The sequence below is a fragment of the Polaromonas potterensis genome, assembly GCF_033446725.1.
GTDB lineage: Bacteria > Pseudomonadota > Gammaproteobacteria > Burkholderiales > Burkholderiaceae_C > Polaromonas.
Genome location: NZ_JAWQLX010000002.1, coordinates 262,333 through 280,278, shown reverse-complemented (window position 1 = coordinate 280,278; position 17,946 = coordinate 262,333). Strand labels below are relative to the sequence as shown.

The 17,946-nt window shown below is 61.3% G+C and carries 18 protein-coding genes and 2 pseudogenes; 13 read left to right on the top strand and 7 right to left on the bottom strand.

Annotated features, from left to right (window positions below; translation table 11 throughout):
• Window positions 1–293: 293 nt before the first annotated feature.
• The 4 genes from R6254_RS04465 (at window position 294) to R6254_RS04450 (ending at window position 2,757) form a co-directional block, all read left to right on the top strand.
• Complete coding sequence (locus tag R6254_RS04465; protein WP_318404740.1) at window positions 294–1,034, top strand: hypothetical protein; 741 nt, start codon at window positions 294–296, stop codon at window positions 1,032–1,034.
• Between the two features lie 4 nt (window positions 1,035–1,038).
• Window positions 1,039–1,257, top strand: coding sequence for an autotransporter outer membrane beta-barrel domain-containing protein (locus R6254_RS04460; RefSeq protein WP_318404738.1), 219 nt, complete (start codon window positions 1,039–1,041; stop codon window positions 1,255–1,257).
• Window positions 1,258–1,414: 157 nt separating this feature from the next.
• The gene (locus tag R6254_RS04455; RefSeq protein WP_318404736.1) at window positions 1,415–2,125 is read left to right on the top strand and encodes an alpha/beta hydrolase; all 711 of its coding nucleotides are present in this window, start codon (window positions 1,415–1,417) and stop codon (window positions 2,123–2,125) included.
• 170 nt (window positions 2,126–2,295) lie between these two features.
• On the top strand, window positions 2,296–2,757 hold the full coding sequence (locus R6254_RS04450; protein WP_318404735.1) for a DUF2721 domain-containing protein: 462 nt from the start codon (window positions 2,296–2,298) through the stop codon (window positions 2,755–2,757).
• A 102-nt stretch (window positions 2,758–2,859) separates the two neighbouring features.
• On the opposite strand, the gene R6254_RS04445 is transcribed toward R6254_RS04450, so the two are convergent.
• Window positions 2,860–4,476, bottom strand: coding sequence for a 4-hydroxyphenylacetate 3-hydroxylase family protein (locus R6254_RS04445; RefSeq protein ID WP_318404734.1), 1,617 nt, complete (start codon window positions 4,474–4,476; stop codon window positions 2,860–2,862).
• Between the two features lie 146 nt (window positions 4,477–4,622).
• Here R6254_RS04445 and R6254_RS04440 point away from each other — a divergent pair, with 146 nt between their 5' ends.
• The 5 genes from R6254_RS04440 to R6254_RS04420 all read left to right on the top strand — a co-directional run bounded on the left by R6254_RS04440 (window position 4,623) and on the right by R6254_RS04420 (window position 8,482).
• Window positions 4,623–5,207, top strand: coding sequence for a TetR/AcrR family transcriptional regulator (locus R6254_RS04440; RefSeq protein WP_318404733.1), 585 nt, complete (start codon window positions 4,623–4,625; stop codon window positions 5,205–5,207).
• A 52-nt stretch (window positions 5,208–5,259) separates the two neighbouring features.
• A complete protein-coding gene (locus R6254_RS04435) occupies window positions 5,260–5,883 on the top strand; it encodes an isochorismatase family protein (RefSeq protein WP_318404732.1) in 624 nt (207 codons plus the stop codon).
• Between the two features lie 37 nt (window positions 5,884–5,920).
• The gene (locus R6254_RS04430) at window positions 5,921–7,018 is read left to right on the top strand and encodes an MBL fold metallo-hydrolase (RefSeq protein WP_318404731.1); all 1,098 of its coding nucleotides are present in this window, start codon (window positions 5,921–5,923) and stop codon (window positions 7,016–7,018) included.
• A 262-nt stretch (window positions 7,019–7,280) separates the two neighbouring features.
• Window positions 7,281–7,643: a hypothetical protein gene (locus R6254_RS04425; RefSeq protein WP_318404729.1), complete on the top strand. Its 363-nt coding sequence runs from the start codon at window positions 7,281–7,283 to the stop codon at window positions 7,641–7,643.
• A gap of 164 nt (window positions 7,644–7,807) precedes the next feature.
• Window positions 7,808–8,482 carry a protein-L-isoaspartate(D-aspartate) O-methyltransferase gene (locus R6254_RS04420; protein ID WP_318404728.1) on the top strand — a complete coding sequence of 225 codons (675 nt, stop codon included), beginning with the start codon at window positions 7,808–7,810 and terminating at the stop codon, window positions 8,480–8,482.
• Between the two features lie 106 nt (window positions 8,483–8,588).
• Here the strand turns inward: R6254_RS04420 and R6254_RS04415 are convergent, their stop codons facing one another.
• The 5 genes from R6254_RS04415 to R6254_RS04395 all read right to left on the bottom strand — a co-directional run bounded on the left by R6254_RS04415 (window position 8,589) and on the right by R6254_RS04395 (window position 12,590).
• Entirely contained in the window at window positions 8,589–9,221 is a 633-nt protein-coding gene (locus R6254_RS04415) for a class I SAM-dependent methyltransferase (protein WP_318404726.1), read from the bottom strand.
• A gap of 89 nt (window positions 9,222–9,310) precedes the next feature.
• Window positions 9,311–10,297 (bottom strand): Bug family tripartite tricarboxylate transporter substrate binding protein, encoded by a 987-nt coding sequence (locus tag R6254_RS04410; protein ID WP_412103112.1) that lies wholly within the window; start codon window positions 10,295–10,297, stop codon window positions 9,311–9,313.
• A gap of 374 nt (window positions 10,298–10,671) precedes the next feature.
• Entirely contained in the window at window positions 10,672–11,094 is a 423-nt protein-coding gene (locus R6254_RS04405) for a DUF1810 domain-containing protein (protein WP_318404723.1), read from the bottom strand.
• Window positions 11,095–11,125: 31 nt separating this feature from the next.
• Complete coding sequence (locus tag R6254_RS04400; RefSeq protein ID WP_412103105.1) at window positions 11,126–12,223, bottom strand: WD40/YVTN/BNR-like repeat-containing protein; 1,098 nt, start codon at window positions 12,221–12,223, stop codon at window positions 11,126–11,128.
• 49 nt (window positions 12,224–12,272) lie between these two features.
• A complete protein-coding gene (locus tag R6254_RS04395; RefSeq protein WP_318404722.1) occupies window positions 12,273–12,590 on the bottom strand; it encodes a MoaD/ThiS family protein in 318 nt (105 codons plus the stop codon).
• A 539-nt stretch (window positions 12,591–13,129) separates the two neighbouring features.
• Here R6254_RS04395 and R6254_RS04390 point away from each other — a divergent pair.
• The 3 genes and pseudogenes from R6254_RS04390 to R6254_RS04380 all read left to right on the top strand — a co-directional run.
• Window positions 13,130–13,708 carry a nuclear transport factor 2 family protein gene (locus R6254_RS04390; RefSeq protein WP_318404720.1) on the top strand — a complete coding sequence of 193 codons (579 nt, stop codon included), beginning with the start codon at window positions 13,130–13,132 and terminating at the stop codon, window positions 13,706–13,708.
• Between the two features lie 250 nt (window positions 13,709–13,958).
• Window positions 13,959–14,936, top strand: a complete 978-nt coding sequence (gene acuI, locus R6254_RS04385) for an acrylyl-CoA reductase (NADPH) (RefSeq protein ID WP_318404719.1) — start codon at window positions 13,959–13,961, stop codon at window positions 14,934–14,936.
• A gap of 18 nt (window positions 14,937–14,954) precedes the next feature.
• A pseudogene (locus R6254_RS04380) lies at window positions 14,955–16,868 on the top strand (propionate--CoA ligase); the annotation flags it as partial.
• Window positions 16,869–16,943: 75 nt separating this feature from the next.
• Here the strand turns inward: R6254_RS04380 and R6254_RS04375 are convergent.
• A pseudogene (locus R6254_RS04375) lies at window positions 16,944–17,417 on the bottom strand (cupin domain-containing protein); the annotation flags it as partial.
• 146 nt (window positions 17,418–17,563) lie between these two features.
• Here R6254_RS04375 and R6254_RS04370 point away from each other — a divergent pair.
• Window positions 17,564–17,920 carry a DsrE family protein gene (locus R6254_RS04370; RefSeq protein WP_318404718.1) on the top strand — a complete coding sequence of 119 codons (357 nt, stop codon included), beginning with the start codon at window positions 17,564–17,566 and terminating at the stop codon, window positions 17,918–17,920.
• The last annotated feature ends 26 nt before the right edge of the window (window positions 17,921–17,946 follow it).

Below are 17,946 nucleotides of genomic sequence, written 5' to 3'. Positions count from 1 at the left end.
CTGCGGCGTGCTGGCCTGGACTGCTGCTTGCTGGGTGCTCCTGTTTTGTAGGTGGAATAGGCCTGTATCCATTATCAGTCATGCGCCACAAGCTATCAAATCAATAGCGATCTAGGTTCTTGCAGGTTTGAGCGCTCAGATTTTCCCGGCGGGTTAACCCTAAAGCCGTGCGGCCGGCGCGCCGTTATCGGCACTGTGTCCCGCTTAAAACCAAAAAGCAGATCAAGCAGACCGTGTGGCCTTCCTGGCGCGCGACGCTGTGCATCCGCGAATCAACTTTTGAAATTGTTTGAATGAAAAATACACACACCATCACCCCGCGTCAAACGCCGGGCGGCTTTTTGGTTCAGGATAAACCAGGTTCCGCCAAAGCCCCGGCGCGTCACTTGCTGAAAATCATCCAGTCCCTGACCCTGGCCATCCCCGGCCTGCTGCTGGCCAACCTGGCCCAGGCCGCTGTGAGCTGCAACCCGGCGACAGGTGACTTTGGCCTGACGAACTATGTCTGTACCGGCGATGGTGTGGCCGAACTGGCGCTGAATGCTAACGCCAACAGCAGCGCGGCTGTACAAAACGATGTTGTGATTGACAGCGGCACGGCCGCTCCCAATGGCCCTACGGTGATCCGCACCTTGACCATCGCTGGAAACCGCAGCGGTACCTACAATGGCGTGCAGAATATTGGCGGGACCATCACAAACCTGGTGGTGACGGGGCAGTTGCTCGCAACATATCGAGGGGTTGATAACAATGGTGGAGTGATTTCCCAGATTGACAATTCAGGCTTGATCGCAGTCACAGATGCCAGTGTTACCTCTTCCGCCATCCGTAACACGGCTGCGGGCACGATAGGAACCATCAGAAACGTCACAGGCATTCTTTCTGCGGTCGGCGGGACTTCGATTCGCAACCTCGGCCAACTTGGCACACTCATCAACGGACAAGGCGGCAACGTTGCTCCCTTGACCTATACCGGAAAGCCACCAGCTCAATCCGGGCACCGCACTGACGGCCTATGCCGGTCTGGGTTATGACGCCTTGAACAAGCAAAGCAGCATCACGGCGGCGTTTGCGGGCGCCCCCAGCGCATCGTTTGTGACCTATGGCCTGGAACAAGACCCCTGGATCGGTCGTGTCGGTGCCGGGCTGGTGCAGAAACTCAGCAGCGGCGTGGAACTCACGGCGCGCTACGATGCCGAGTTTCGTAACCACTTTTTGAACCAGACTGCGTCGCTCAAGCTGCGTTGGAACTTCTGATACCGTGAAACGCTTACTCCCCCTGTTTGTTTGTGTCTGGTTTTTGGCCGCGTGTAGCAGCGTGCCGGCGCCAGAGCTGAGAAGTCAGCGTGCTGATACGCTGGCCGCAAGCCGGGGGTGGTTGCCGTCAACGATCAACGCGGGCAGGTTCCGGCTGATGCGTTACACGCCATCAAGCCATGTCGCCGACGAGTATTTGACGGTGTATATCGAGGGCGATGGCCTGGCCTGGATCAATGGCCAGCAGCCTTCGTCAGACCCCACGCCTAACAACCCACTGGCCTTACGTCTGGCCCTGGCCCAGCCCAAGGGCAATGCCGCTTACCTGGGCCGCCCATGCCAATACGTGGGGGCCGCCAGTGCGGGCTGTGCCGAGACTTACTGGACCCATCAACGCTTTGCCCCTGAGGTGATTGAGTCCAGCAGCCAGGCTTTGGATGGCTTGAAGCAGCAGTTTGGCGCGACCCACATCACGCTGGTGGGTTATTCCGGCGGCGCCGCCGTGGCGCTGCTGCTCGCGGCGCGCCGCACCGACATTGCGAGCGTGATCACCGTCGCAGGCAATCTGGACCATCAGGCGTGGACGCAGAAGATGAAGGTAGAAGCGCTGACCGGATCGCTTAACCCTGCGGATGCCATGGCTCAACTGCAACACATCCCGCAAACGCATTTTGCGGGTGATGCGGATAAAACCATCCCGCCGTCACTGATCTTCGACTTTGCCCAACGTTTTCCTTTGAACAACAGGCCGCTTGTCATCGTCAAACCCGGCTATGGCCACCCATGCTGCTGGGCCGACCACTGGCCGCAATTGCTGAGTGAGGTTGAGGCGCGCCAGGGGCAAGCCGCCGTTTCCAAAGAACGGTGATGCCGGCGAGGGCGCCAGCCGAGGTAAAAAAGGCCGCGGGCATGCACCTACACTTGGGCTGAAAAATTCAATAACAAACACGAGCTGAATATGCGTCCTCAACCGGCCTTTGTGCCTTGTTCCTTACTATCGCTACGGGTGGCCAGCCCGCTTGCCGCGAGGAGTTTCAGATGAACTTTGCGACTGATCTTTCAACGGTCACCCACGGCATACAACTGGCCGTGGCGCCGGTGTTTCTTTTGACGGCGGTCGCCGGCATGATTGGTGCCGTGGCGGGCCGGCTGGCCCGCATCATTGACCGTGCGCGTTTCCTGGAAAACCGGTTGGAGGATGGCGGTGTGGCGCCGCCACGCGCCCTCAAGATGTACGCCGAACTGCGGGCGCTCAGGCACCGCGGATGGCTGGTTAACAGCTGCCTGGCTTTGCTGACTTTTTGCGCCATGCTGATCGGCGTGACCATTATTTTGCTGTTTCTGGGCGAGACCGCCGAGTGGCCGATCCTGAAAATCGCGACGATCTCCTTTTTGTCCGGCGTGTTGTGTTTTCTCGCGGCGCTGGTCTGCTTTCTGGCTGAAACCATGCTGGCCACGCGCTTGCTCCGGTTTGCCGAGTTGCCTGCCAAAGAAGCCTAGCTCGCTCTCCGCGTCACCCAGGTGCTGTATTTGCTATTGTTTCAGTAGCTGATTGCGCACGTTCCACAAGGGCTACAGGCCTTTTTTCTTCATAAATAGGGCTCAAGTCCCACGCCGGGACGGCAGTGTTGCCTCCACAGCCGGCAAATCCACCATCACCGGCTGGCCGGGTGTGGTGCAGCCGGTGTCGCAGCATTTGCCGGGCTGGCGGTTCTTTGTAATCGCACGGTCCGGGTCGTGCGCCACGCCGCGTTCCAGGATGCGTTCCACCAGCTCGACCTTGCTGCCCACCGGGTAGTTGCGGTAAATCTCCTGCTTCATGGCGGCCGGTGAACCGCCGCCGTGCAGGCTGATCACGCTGTACCAGCCGCCCTGGTAGCCGGCCGTCAGGTCTTCGATGAAGCGTGCCGTTTCAATGCGCTGTTCATAAGGCACATCCGGGTTGGCGCGTAACACTTCCGAGAGTTTGGCGCCGGTCTCGGGGTTGTGGTCTTCGTCGGGGCCGGGCAGGGTGACGATCAGGCCGCCGCTGACGTAGTGGGCGATGCGGTGCATGTCGTAAATCTTGGTCGCCAGCAGCAGCTTGCCGATGTTGGAAAACACCGGATCGGGCATGAAGGTTTGGCTGTGTTCGTCAGGCTTGCCATAGACGCTGGCCGCCACGCCGCAGGCGTAAAAACTCTCGGTGATGGTGATGAGTTCCACCATCTGCTCACGCAAATGTGTTTCCTTGGCCGGGTCAAAGCCATTGGCCTCGCACATCAGCGCACCGGCGCCAATCAGCAAGTCGCCAAAGCCGGCGCGTGCGCCTATGCAGGTGTGGCGGTGATGCGTGGCGTAGCTGTAGGTCAGGTGGCCGGTGTGTTCCCATTCGCCGGCGTAAAAGACGTTGTCCCAGGGCACCAACACCTTGTCGAACATCACCACGCCTGTGCTCTGGCCGTATTTGCGGCTGAACAGGGCGGCGCCGTGCTCCACCTTCTCCCCGGGCCGGCCCGCCGGTCGCGCAACGATGGTGATGCCGGGCGCGTCCACCGGCACGGCGCAGCAGACCGCAAAGTCGGCGTCTTCCTTGCCCATGTTGCGGCAGGGCATGACCAGCAGCTCGTGCATATAGGGTGCGCCGGTCACGATGGCCTTGGTGCCGCTGATGACGATGCCTTTTGAATTGCGCTCGACCACATGCACATAGCTGTCGACATTGGCCTGTTCATGCGGCCGGCGGCTGCGGTCACCCTTGGCGTCCGTCATGGCGATGCCCAGGGTCAGGTCCTGGTCTTGCACGCGGTGCAGGTAGTTCAAAAAGCGCGCGGTGTTTTCGCTGGTGCCGCGTGCGTCATCGATGCGGGCCGAGACCTGGCCAATCGCGTTGAGCGCATCGTGCGTCAGATAACGCTGGGCGCAACCGGTTTCCTGGCAGACCAGGCGCACGGCTTCCAGTTTGTTAAGCAGGTCGCCGCTGCTGGTGTTGATATGGGTGAGGCGGTTCACCCGCTTGCCGCTGGTGTGCTGCAGCGCCGTCATGATGGGCGCGTACTGGGCCTTGAGGGCGTAGTCGTAGGTCAGCGCAATGGCATTGATGCCCGGGCCAAAGCCGCGTTCGTCCACCACGTTGTCCACCAGCCGGCCGTCGAGGAATACGCGCGGTTTGTAGCGGCGCAGCGACTCGCGAAAATCATCGCCGGACATCAGTGTGGCGGCAGGGGCGGGTGCATTCATGGCTTGTCTCCGAGTTTGTTTTGATAATTCTAGTGACAAATTAAACACTGTTCAATACATTGTTTTAGTGTTCAATTCAAAGTGGGTGGCCGGGGTTTTGGGGTTATATTCATCCGATGCAAGCCAGACTAGACCGCCAACAGGCCATGAATGATTCGCGCCGGGCGCTGGTGTTAGCCGCCGCCCGCTCGGTGTTTGAGCGGCTGGGCATCGAGGGCGCCAGCATCCGTGAAATTGCCAAACAGGCCGGTTACACACCGGGCGCGATTTACTCCTATTTTGAAAACAAGGAAGCGATTTACGGTGCGTTGCTGGCCGAATCGCTGGAGCGCCTGAATGCGGTGGTTGCTGCGGCCGGCCTGAACGCCGCCAGCCCGGCCGATTTGCTGGAGGCCAAGGCCAGCGCCTGGTTTGGCTTTTACGCCGCCAATCCGCGCGACCTGGACCTGGGCTTTTACCTCGTGCAGGGCATGCAGCCGCGTGGCCTGACGGCAGAGCTGAACTACCAGTTGAACGACCGCTTGCACGATGCCTTGCGCCCCTGCGAAATGGCCTTGCAAGCCATGGGGCTGAATGCCGAAGACGCCTTGCGCGAAAATACCTCCTTGTTCGCCCACGGCGTGGGTTTGCTGCTGATGCAGCACACCGGCCGTATCCGCATGTTCGGGCAAGATGCCACCATGCTGTTTGACACCTATGTGATCGGTTTGGTGGAGCGCTTGCAACGCTAAACGCCCTGGGCCTCCATCAACTTTCTCAACCTCCAGAATTTCAGGAATAACCATGTTGCTTGACGCCGACGACTCCCAACTCGTGCTGGTGGACTACCAAGTCCGCCTGATGCCCGCCATTTTTGAAAATGAACTTATTGTCGCCAACGCCTTGCGTCTGGCGCGCATCGCCCAGTTGCTGGCGCTGCCGGTCTGGGGCACGGTGCAAAACCCGGATGGCCTGGGCCCCAATACGCCAGAGATCCAGGCCGCCATCGAAGCGGCCGGCGGCAAAACGCTGAGCAAGATGCATTTCAATGCGGTGGATGAAGGCCTGGGCGACTGGCTGCGCCCGCCTGTGCGCAAACCTACCCAGGGCGGTAACGCCCGCAGCCTGCCCAAACACCTGCAACGCGCCGCGCCTGAAGAAGAACCGGGCCGCAGCACCATCGTGATCGCCGGCTGCGAAGCGCATGTCTGCCTGCTGCAGACCGCGCTGGGCCTGCTGGAAGAAGAGTTCGACGTCTGGGTCGTCACCGACGCCTGCAGCTCACGCACCGAACGCAACCGCGACGCCGCCTTCGACCGCCTGGCCGGCGCAGGTGCTGAACTGGTGACCACCGAGATGGTGGCGTTTGAGTGGCTGCGCACGGCCGAACATCCGGACTTCAAGGATGTGCTGGCGCTGGTGAAGTAAGTTCCCCCTCAACGTCAGATTACCCAGGAAACTCCCCATGCGCAGTTTGCCCCGCTGGTTCGGCTCTTGCCTTGTCGCAGGCGTGGCTTGCCTGGCTTCTGCCTGCGCCGTGAGCCAGACCGCCTGTGATCCGCGTTCGGCGGCTTCGCCGCAGGCGGACGGAAAATGCGGCTTCACCAACATGCCCAACCCGGATGCGAAGCCCAGTCAGACCAGCTGGAAAATCTGGAGCCGCTTTTTCACGGCGACCAAGCAGGGCACGGTGCCGGTCGACCCGATACCGGTGCGCCGGCTCGACAAGGCGGCGCTGGATGCGCTCGACCCGGCTGCCAACCACATCATGCGCTTGGGCCATTCGTCGCATCTGCTCAAGCTGCGCGGCAAATACTGGCTGATCGATCCGGTGTTCAGCGAAAGGGCATCGCCGGTCCAATGGGCCGGACCCAAGCGTTTCCATCCCACGCCGCTGGCGCTGACCGACTTGCCGCCGATAGAAGGGCTGATTCTTTCGCACGACCACTACGACCACCTCGACACAGCCACCATCGAGTACCTGCTGGGCAAGGTGCAGCGTTACTTCGTGCCGCTGGGCGTGGGCCGGCGGATCAGGGACATGGGGGTGGCGTCAGAGCGTATCGAGGAGTTCGACTGGTGGCAAAAGGGCAAGCACGGGGAGGTCGAACTCACGGCGGCGCCGGCGCAGCACTTCTCCGGCCGCACCTTATCGGACCGCAACAGCACCTTGTGGGCCTCATGGGTGATCCAGAGCGGCCCCGAGCGCATTTATTACAGCGGGGACTCGGGTTACTTCCCGGGCTTCAAGCAAATCGGTGCGCGCCTGGGCGGTTTCGACATCGCCCTGATGGAAAACGGCGCTTACGACGACTATTGGCCTTCCGTTCACATGTCGCCCGAAGAAACGGTGCAGGCCTTCAAGGACTTGCGCGGCAAGCTGCTTTACCTGGTGCACAACAGCACGTTCGACCTGGCTTTCCACACCTGGCGCGACCCGCTGGACCGGGTGGCGGACCTGGCCGGCAAGCAGGGCATTGCTTTGGCGACGCCAGAGATTGGTGAGGTCTTGACGCTGGGCCAGCCTAGGAAAAATGTGTTGTGGTGGAAGCCGCTGCGATAGGCGCGAGGCCAGCGAGACGCGTTCGGGCTGCCTGAATGCCTGATCATGTGTTGAATAGGCCGCCAGCCCATGCTGTTAAAGCGAAGGAAGCTATCAAAATGATAGCTATTGCGCGTGGTGTCAGGGACAGCCCTATTTTTGTGCGTCATCGCTAGAATCAATTTTTATGAGCCTGCCGCCTCCTTCTGGTCCTCCTTCCGCGCCTCCGTCGGGCGATGGGTACGCGCAAGCGATGTCGCGCGGGGAAACGCCTTTTGTGTACGTGAAAATTCCTGTGGGCAAGGGAGACGCCGATCCCTTTCACCGACGGGAAGACCGCATTGACCAGGGGCTGCGGGACAAGGGCCTTGGTTGGGTGGTCGGCTGGGGTGACTCGCTGGGCGAGATGCAGCCGAATGGCGCCCGTGTGCCGGCCTATATTCGGGTTGACATCAGCGTCACCGATGTGGCTGCCGCCATCCTGCTGCTGCGGGTTTTGTTGCCCGAACTCGGCGAAGCCATAGGCATGGAGATTCACTACATGCTGGACGGCAAACGCACCCAGGATGTTTATGCCACCACGGGCTGGTTGCTGGCGCAGCCGGTTTCGGTGTCGCGCCTGCGGGTGCGCGGCGCCTGGCGCTGATCGCTGTAACCTGAGGCGTTGCGCCTGATGCTGCTGTCCCTTGTTTCAAAATAGTCAGTTCAGCCGGCAGCGGCGATGGTCTTGCTCATGCCCTCAGGCTCTTGCACTCAGCCCAGGGGCGGGCGTAGGATAAAGACCTTGTGCCGCTTCCTTCAGAAGGCACCATGACCGACCCGGATTTCTCGGCGCTGCGCCGAATCATGCTTGCGGAAATCGCCGCCAAGACGATTTATGACAGTGCGCGCCTGGGTAAAGCGGCGCTGGACCCACGGGTCATGACCGCCATGGCCAAGGTGCCACGCCACGAGTTCGTTCTGCTGGAACTGCGGTCCTACGCCTACGCCGACACGCCGTTGCCAAGCGGCTTCGGCAAGACGATTTCACAGCCGTTTATCGTTGCGGTCATGACCGACCTGCTTGATCTGCGCCTGACCGATACAGTGCTGGAGATCGGCACCGGGCTGGGCTACCAGACGGCGATCCTGGCGGAGCTTGCGCAGCATGTTTACACCGTCGAAATCATTGAAGAGCTGGCCATGCAGGCACGGCAACGGCTGGCCCGGCAGGGGCATGGCAATGTCAGCAGCAAGATGGGCAACGGTTGCGGTGGCTGGCCCGAACACGCGCCGTTTGACAAGGTGCTGGTCACGGCGGCGCCGGAGTTGATTCCGGCACAGCTGATCTACCAGCTGAAACCGGGCGGCAAGATGGTGATACCCGCTGGTCTGCCCGATGAGCAGCAACTTATCCTGGTCGAGAAAGACGCCAGTGGTGCGGTATCGACGCGGGAGACGCTTCCTGTGCTGTTTTCACTGCTGGAAGAGGCCGAACCCGGCTGATGCCGGGTCAGCTACGGCCACTGCCATGGGGAATGTGAGCCTCGCAGCCGAGGCTCACATCGTCCGTGTTTCCCAAAGCGGCCCCCTGTAGATCGGGAGCAGGCTCCTAGGCCTTCGGCTTGCGCCACACACTGGCCAGCCAAGGCTGCTGTTCGAGCGGCAGGCCAGCAGGGCGATAGTAATGCGTCAGTTCGATGAATTCTGCTGCTGACATGTACTCACGCCAAGCCTGCCAATCATGGAAGGTGCCGTATCGGTCGCCGCTCCAACCCTCTTGGCCATCGCCGCGGGGGTTCGAGCTGAAGAGTACGCCGCCAGGTTTGAGCGTCGCATGGAGCTGCTTCAGCACATGCGGCAATGCCTGACTGGGGACGTGGAACAGCACGGCATTTGCGAACACGCCGTCGAAGTGCTCGGCAGGCAAATTGAGTTTGAGAAAATTCTGCTGCAACACCTCGCAACCACTGTAGGCGCGTGCCATGGTGGCCAGTTGCACCGCACCTTCCAAACCGGTGGGGTGGTGGCCAAGTTCTTTGAAGGTCTTGAGGTCGCGTCCTGGTCCGCATCCGAAATCGAGCAGCTCAAACGGCGGTGAAACCTCGATGTATTGCAGTAGCGCGGCAATGTTTTGGCTGACGTCATGGTGGCGCGTGCCCTCCCAGAACTCGTCCGCGCGACGCTCATAATGCGCCAGCGTCAGTGCGGCGATGCGTTCGATATCCGCAGTAATCATCGTCATACCGGGTCCTGCGATTTGATTTGCGCATGGGCCATGAGCGGCCAATCGCAAACGGTCGTCATCCTGGCGTCAAACCGGCCTGCGGCCGATCACTCAACGGTGGCACCGGATGCCTTAACGATTTGACCCCATTTTTGAATCTCAGTGGCGACAAAACGGTCAAACTCAGGCCCCGTGGTCGGCGCTGGCTCTGACCCCCTCTCGCGAATAAATTGGACCATGCTGTCGCTTTTCAGGATGTCGGTTACTTCGCGGTTCAGACGGGTCGTGATATCGGTAGATATGCCTTTAGGGGCCATCAGGCCCAGCCAGCCCACGGCTTCAAAGTCCTTGAGTTCGCGCAGGCCGCTTTCACGCACTGTGGGGACGTCAGGCAATTGTGACGAACGCGTGGCCGAGGTCACGGCCAGTGGCACGGCGCGTTTGGCTTGAATGTGCGCCAGCGCGGCAGTGACGGAATCCACCATCAGCGGCACTTGCCCGCCCAGGAAGTCGGCTTGTGCCGGCCCGCTGCCGCGGTAGGGAATATGCGTAATGAACACACCAGCCTGGCTCTTGAACATTTCGCCGGAGAGGTGCTGCGTGCCGCCGATGCCCGCGCTGGCGTAGTTCAAGCGGCCCGGTGCTGCCTTGGCCTTTTTAACCAAGTCCGGCAGCGAGGTGATGCCCGAGCCCGGCGTGGCCAAGAAGATCAGCGGCACCTTGGCGATGAGCGAGATGCCAACCAAGTCCTTGCTTGGATCAAAGTTGACCTTGCTGTACAAGGTCTGGTTGACTGCCATGGCGCTGCCTGCTACCAACAAGGTGTAGCCATCGGGTGCGGCACGAACCACCACCTCAGAGCCTATATTGCTGCCGGCGCCGGCTCTGTTGTCTACGATGACACTTTGGCCCAACCGTTTGCCGAGTTGCTCTGCAAGGGCCCGCGCAAAAATATCGCTAGCCTGGCCAGGCGGGAAGGGAACCACCAGCCTGATCGGCTTGTCAGGCCAAGCCGCATGGACCGGATTCAGCCAAGCGGCGAGTGTCAAAGCCAGGCCGATTGCGGTGCCACGGAAAAAACACGATTTTTTCATTTGTTTCCCAAAAAGACGTTTCAAAAAGGCGTCGTCTGATCTTAGCGTGGTGTTGCACGCTATCCGGCACATCAAACCGCGTCTTTTTGCCCATGGCGGCGTTGCAAATCCTCGCCATAGTCGGACTATGGCTGCGGTTGGCGCCTTGCCTTGAACAAAAATCCATCGTTTGATTTGTAGCGTCAAGCATGCAACACCACACTGGCATTCCCCATGTTGCGGGTAGTTGGGATGCAGAAGGTTTCAAAGACACGCAAGGGCTTCGACGGCAGGTGTTGGCGGGTAGCGCCAATCGTGCGCCATTCATGAACGACGGCCTTGCGCCTGTGTCAGGCCAGCGCCCCCACCGGGTGTCGGCCGAAAGGGGGCCGGTGCTATGCCAGCAGCGCAAGCGTCCTCGCATCGGCTTCACCCTCGAAATACTTGGCCAGCGCCTGCTTGAATACCGGCTCTTGCGGTGCGACCTGCGCAAACAAGCTCATGCACGAGCGGAACTTGAGCTCGTCCGGTGAGTGAAAAATTTCCCATGCCGACTTCCCCTCGACGGCCACGACCAGTTCGCTGCACGCCTTCAGGCGTGGCCCGAGCACGAGGTGTTGCCAGTAGGCCAGCGCTTCGGCGTGTGACGCGATGCCGAAATGCTGCGCGGTGGCGCTGCGGCCCAGTTCCTTGAGCTGGGGAAACACAAACCACATCCAGTGGCTGGTCTTGGCGCCGGCCGCCAGTTCGGCGCAGACCTGGGCGTAAACCGGGTCTTGCGCCAGGACAAAACGCTGCAGGTCGTGAAGGTCGGCCATGGGGTGGCGTCGAGTTTTTTTTCGAAGATGACTAATGGACAAACTGCAACGCCGCCAGCGGCGGCAAATCGCGTGACACGCAATGCCAGGCTTCGCCGGCATTGGCGCTGAGCCAGAGCCCGCCGGTGGTGGAGGCCATCGCCAGGGTCTGGCCGTCGTTCGTGACGTCCAGCGCGTGGCGGTAGACCAGGTGGTAGGCCTGGTGCTGTGGCAGGCCTTCGGCCAGCACCTTGAACGTGGCGCCGCCGTCGTCGGTGCGGGTGACCACCATCCGGCCGTCGACCGGCACGCGCACGGCATCGGATTGCGCCGGTACAAACCAGGCGCGCTGCGGTTGGCGCGGATCACAGGCCACGGCAAAGCCAAAACCCGAGGGCTGCGGCGGGGAAACCGCCTGCCAGCTCTGCGCGCCGTCGCTGGAGCGGTAGATGCCGCAATGGTGCTGCACCCACAACACCTCGGGCTGGTCCGCGCATTGCACCATGCGGTGCACGTCCTGGATGTTTTCGTCGTAGGCGCCTTCTTCGGGCATGTAGTCGGCGCGCATGCCGGCCGCTGTCAGCGCCCAGCTGGCACCGCCATCACGCGTTTGCCAGACACCGCCGCAGGAGATGGCCAGGCTCAGGTGGCGGGCGTCGCGCGGGTCTACCAGCACGGTGTGAATGCCCGCATGGTCGTAGCCGCCGCCCAGCCAGCCCTGGCGCCGCGGTTCTTCCCACAGCGCGGTGTTCAGTGCCCAGCTGGCACCGCCGTCTTCGGACTTGAACAGGCCCGCGGGCATGCAACCGGCCCACAGCGTAGCGGGCTGGTCCGCGCCGCCGGCGGCCAGCGCCCAGATCAGATCCACACTCCAGGGCGTCATGTCATCGGCCAAAGGCCCTTGCTCGGGTTTGGGCGGGAAGGCGGGCGCGGCGATTTCCTGCCAGCTCGCGCCCTGGTCTGTGCTTTTGCGCAGCTTGACGCCGAAATGCCCCAGGCGCAGTGCGGCGTACCAGGCGCCGTCGCGCGGGTCGGCCAGCACCTGGCTGACCGGGTCGCCAGCGAAGTGGTGCGACGCGATGTCCCAGCGCGTGCCTTCGCCACGGATGACAAACAAACCCTTGCGGCTGCCGGCCAGCAGTGTGTGCATGATGACTCCTTGCGATGACGGGTGTGAAAACGGCGGCCCTGTTCCGTACTTAGCCGCCGGTCAGGGCCTGGATGACCAACACGCGGTCCCCGGGCATCAAGAGTTGATTCATATGAATGCGGTCCAGCACCATCTGCCGGTTCACGAACACGGCCACATGTTTGCGCACCGCGCGCTGGTCGTCAAACACATAGTGCGCCAGCTCGGGCGCGGCCTTGAGCGCGGCCTCCAGCACCTCGCGCAAGCTGCCAGGCGCAACCGACTGCGGCGCGCACGCCACATGGCGGCGCAGGCTGGGGGCGAATTCCACGGCAACCATCCGTGACGCGGTGGTGGGTACGGCACCGGATAACAGGTTGGAAAACATCGGGAAATTGTCTGGCGCTGGCTTGACCCCGTCAAGGCGCTGCAGGGCTACCGCACCCCTCACGAGGTCTTTGACGGCGTGGAGAGCGCCCGCTTAAACGACTCGCGGATGCATCTTGTACTTGAATTTACGGAGTTTTATGCCTCTGGCCCATATGTGATGGGCGCAAGCAGCTATTGAATTCATAGCGAAACAACAGCAGCCATTCAAGCGCCAGTGTTCGTGCTGAGCTTGGCCTGTCCGGAATTTGCCGAAGTCGCCGTCAACCACAAGTCTCACAACACGCGCTTAGCCTGAGACGGGAAAGTCCTTTGCATTCGCTGCTTGTTATGTCCAGCGAATGAAGCGCTTGAGCGCCTTACAAACAAGAACAGCTGGGCTTTCGTTCGGCCAATGAGCGGCGTCCGCTTCCAAGCCCCGGGTCGGCCCATGGGAGAGGGATGCCGCGAGGCCGGTGTGCGCAAACCGCGGCAACCCTTAACAACGACTTCTGGAGAGTGTCATGAAATACATCAGAGGCCGTTGGGTCGGCAATCCCCATGCTTGTTCGTGTCGTCAGGCCGGGTCGCGTGCGAATCGAGGGTGAAGGCCCTCGCAAGGGGATGATGCCGGTGACCGGCGATGCCTGGCTTTCACGCGGGAACTTTTACAAAGACCAGGCGCAGCGCTGCTGCCGAAGCTCGGCGGAGTCAGTAGACTGGACAGTGCGACAGTTTCGTCGCAGCGACGGGCCGAAAGGAAATCACATGACGACGATGGAGATTGCCAAAAAACTGGTGGAGCTTTGCAAACAAGGCAAGAACGCGGAGGCGCTGGACACGCTTTTCGCAGACGACGTGGTGAGCGTGGAAGCGGTTGCGATGCCGGGGGCACAGCAGGAGGCGAAAGGCCTCGCGGCGGTCAAGGCCAAAGGTGAGTGGTGGGTCAACAATCACGAGGTTCATTCCGCCTCGGTGACGGGGCCCTGGCCACATGGCGACCGTTTTATCGTTGGCTTCGAATTCGACGTGACAAACAAGCCTTCTGGAAAAAGGATGAAGATGGCCGAGGCCGCCCTGTACACGGTTCGCAACGGGAAAGTCGTCCGCGAAGAGTTTTTCTACGACGCGGGCATGTAGCCGGAAATCTCCAGGGCGCGCAGGCCAGTCTGGCGGCGCTGTGGTTGTGGACTCCATTTGTATCGAGGGGTAGCGACCAGAGGGCGCTCGCAAACGCCCGGGGGCAGGGCGTGTCCTGCGCGGACGCCGGGTCGTCTTCCCGATCAGCCGGCGAGGTTCAGGGACGGCGCTTGGTTGGCCGCCGTCAGCTTGTCGCAAGTCTGTTATCCATAATTATGAATTCAGTTTCGTTAATTCATCGGAGACAGCCGTGTTCAAAGCCCTGCAACTCAACAAGTCTGACGCCGGTTTTTCGGCCGCCATCACCGAGCTCGACGAAGCCGCCTTGCCGCCCGGCGACGTGCTGGTGCAGGTGGACTATTCCACGCTCAACTACAAGGATGGCCTGGCGATTACCAACAAAAGCCCAGTGGTGCGCAACTGGCCCATGGTGGCGGGCATTGATGGCGCAGGCACGGTGTTGGCATCGACACATGTCCACTGGAAAGCCGGTGACCGGTTTGTGCACAACGGCTGGGGCCTGGGCGAAACACGCTGGGGCTTGATGGCCGAACGTGCGCGGCTGCAAGGCGACTGGCTGGTGAAGCTGCCCGCGGCCTTCGACACCCGCCAAGCCATGGCGATTGGCACGGCAGGTTACACCGCCATGTTATGTGTGCTGGCGCTGGAGCAACACGGCCTCAAGCCCGCCAGCGGTGAGGTGTTGGTGACGGGCGCGACCGGCGGTGTCGGCAGTGTCGCGGTGGCCTTGCTCAGCAAGCTGGGTTACAGCGTGGTGACGGCGACCGGCAAAGCCAGTGAAGAAACTTATCTGAAACAACTGGGCGCCAGCAGTGTGATCGACCGAGCCGAGTTGTCTGCACCCGGCAAGCCGCTGCAAAAGGAACGCTGGGCCGGCGTGGTGGACGCGGTCGGCTCGCATACCCTGGCCAACGCCTGTGCGCAGATGTCTTATGGCGGGGTGGTGGCTGCTTGCGGGCTGGCGCAGGGCGCCGATTTCCCGGCGACGGTGATGCCGTTTATCTTGCGCGGCGTCACGCTTTGCGGCATTGACAGTGTGATGGCGCCCCTGGCCAAGCGCCAGCAAGCCTGGGACCGCCTGGCCCTTGACTTGGACCCGGCCAAGCTGGCCACCATGGTGGAAGAGGTGCCCCTGGCCCGTGCGGTGGAAAAAGCCGCCGAGCTGATGGCGGGCAAGGTTAGAGGCCGCGTGATTGTGAAGATTTAAAGAAAAAAACGGAGACAAGACATGACGAGTTACGCAGAGTTTTACCGCCAGTCCATAGAGCAACCCGACGCTTTCTGGACCGAACAAGCCAAACTGATCGACTGGCATACACCCTTCACCCGCGTCTGCAACTACGACAAGCCGCCATTCGCCAACTGGTATGAGGGTGGGCAAACCAACCTCTGCCACAACGCCGTGGACAGGCACCTGAAAGACAGACCGGACCAGGCCGCGCTGATTTATGTGTCGAGCGAAACCGGTGTTGAAAAAACCTACAGTTTTGCCGAGTTGCATAGTGAGGTGCAACGCATGGCTGCCAGCCTGCAGGCGCTGGGGGTGCAAAAAGGCGACCGTGTGCTGATCTACATGCCCATGATCGCCGAAGCGGCGTTTGCCATGCTGGCTTGCGCACGCATAGGTGCCATCCATTGCGTGGTGTTTGGCGGTTTTGCCAGTGGCTCGCTGGCTTCGCGTATTGACGACGCGACGCCCAAAGTGATTGTCAGCGCCGACGCCGGTTCACGCGGCGGCAAGATCGTGCCTTACAAGCCGCTGCTGGATGAAGCGATTCGCCTGTCCAGCCACAAGCCCGAAGCTGTGTTGCTGGCCGACCGCCAGTTGTCGCCCATGGCCCTGGTCGCCGGTCGCGATCAGCTATGGACCGAGCTGCGTGCAAAACACATGGATGCCCTGGTCCCTTGCGAATGGCTGGATTCCACGGCCATCAGTTACACCATCTACACCAGCGGCACTACCGGCAAACCCAAAGGTGTGCAGCGCGACACCGGCGGTTATGCCGTGGCCTTGGCCGCCAGCATGAAACACATTTTCGACGGCCGCCCCGGCGAAACCTATTTTTCCACCAGCGACATCGGTTGGGTGGTCGGCCACAGTTATATCGTTTACGGCCCGCTGATTGCCGGCATGGCGACCATCATGTACGAGGGCCTGCCGACGCAAGGCATGGATGGCCAGCCGAATGGCGCGATCTGGTGGAGCCTGGTCGAAAAATACAAAGTCACGGCCATGTTCAGCGCCCCCACGGCGGTGCGTGTGCTCAAGAAGCAGGACCCGGCGCTGCTCAAACAACACGACCTGTCCAGCTTGCGGGCCTTGTTTCTGGCCGGCGAGCCGCTGGATGAGCCGACGGCACGCTGGATCAGCGAAGGGCTGAACGTGCCCATCATCGACAACTACTGGCAGACAGAAAGTGGCTGGCCCATCATCACCATCGCCAACGGTGTCGAGAAAAAAGCCAGCAAGTTCGGCAGCCCGGGTGTGCCCATGTACGGCTACCGCGTCAAAATTCTGCACGAGTCCACCGGCGAGGAACTGACCCAGCCGAATGAAAAAGGCGTGGTGGTGATCGAAGGCCCGACACCACCCGGGTTTATGCAAACCATCTGGAAAGACGATGCACGTTTCGTCAACACCTACTGGAAAAGCGTTCCGGGCAAGACGATCTACAGCACCTTTGACTGGGGCATACGCGACGAAGACGGCTACTTCTTCATCCTGGGCCGTACCGACGACGTGATCAATGTGGCCGGCCACCGCCTGGGCACACGCGAGATTGAAGAAAGTATTTCCGGTCACGCCGGCGTGGCCGAAGTGGCGGTGGTCGGTGTGGCCGACAGCCTCAAGGGCCAGGTGGCCGTGGCCTTTGTGGTGCCCAAGGACGGCCGCGTGTTGCAGGACAGTGTTGGCGCGCGCAAGCTTGAAGGCGAAATCATGAAACGTGTGGACCAGGACCTGGGGGCGCTGGCCCGGCCCGCACGTGTGTATTTTTTGTCGCTGCTGCCCAAGACCCGCAGTGGCAAACTGCTGCGACGCGCGATCCAGGCCGTGTGTGAGGGCAGGGATGCCGGGGATTTGACGACCATGGACGATCCGGCTGCGTTGCAGCAGATTCGGGATAGGGTGGCTGGGTAAGCTTTGCCCTGGGTGGATCTCCACGAACATCAGCTCGGTCAGGCTAGGCAGCATGCTTCGCCATCCTGGCTGCGGCTCGCTGGCTTCCGTCACAGTGTGTCGGATCGTGGTCGCCAGCCAGTGGTCGGCCAGCGTGGCTTTCGGGCGAATGTACAGCACGTCCGGCAAATGTCGTAGAACGGGGTGAAACAGCAACTCATCGCACTGGATGAAGCCGCAAATGACGCTGGTTGCGACGCCGCTCCCGCCGTGCTCGACCAATGGCATCTCGGCCCACGGGAGCTGCGGCAGCAACTGGCCGATGTGCACGGGTGCCGTGGTATCCCGCCCACCCAGGCGGTGAATGCCGCCATATGGGAGTAGCACGGCATCACCGCTGTTCATCCACACGGGTTCGTGTTCAGGCACGTCCAGCCAGCAGCCGCCAGAGCCGATGATGTGAAAGGGGATCACGCGACTTGAACCGAGCGCGAGCATCACTGCCAGTTGGCGCGAGTCAACGGTCGTGACGGACCAGGGCTCGCGAAACTCGGCGCGAAACAGCACCATGCCCGTGATGTGCATGTTCAGCAGCCAGTCCGACAGCGGGTCGGCAGAGCGCGGCGCTGTTTGAGCCAAGTCTCCCGGCATTTCGGTCATGGTCTGTCTCCGGCATAAAGCGTACGCTGACGCCACCATCAAACGGAAGGACTGCAATGAACACTGAAACACGCGATCTGGTTGTTGAGAAAACGCATGGAATCGACCACGAATTATCCTCCGTCGGCCTGGTCATCGCCTTGGGCCGCATGACTTCGGGCCTGAAGGTTTCCATTTTTCTCACCAGCGCCGGCGTTGATCTTGTGCGGCGCGGCGCATCCGACATGACGCACGTTAAGCCGCTGGAACCGCTGGCGGACATGCTGCGCGAAGGCGGTACGCTGTGGGCCTGCACTCCCTGCGTGAAAAGCCGCGGCTACACGCAGGAGAACCTGCTTGAGGGTGTCGTCATCGCGAGGGCTAGCGTCATCCACGAACTGATCAAGCGGGGCGCTGCGACCTTGAGTTTTTGAAGAGGCTCAAATTGATCCGAAGTCGT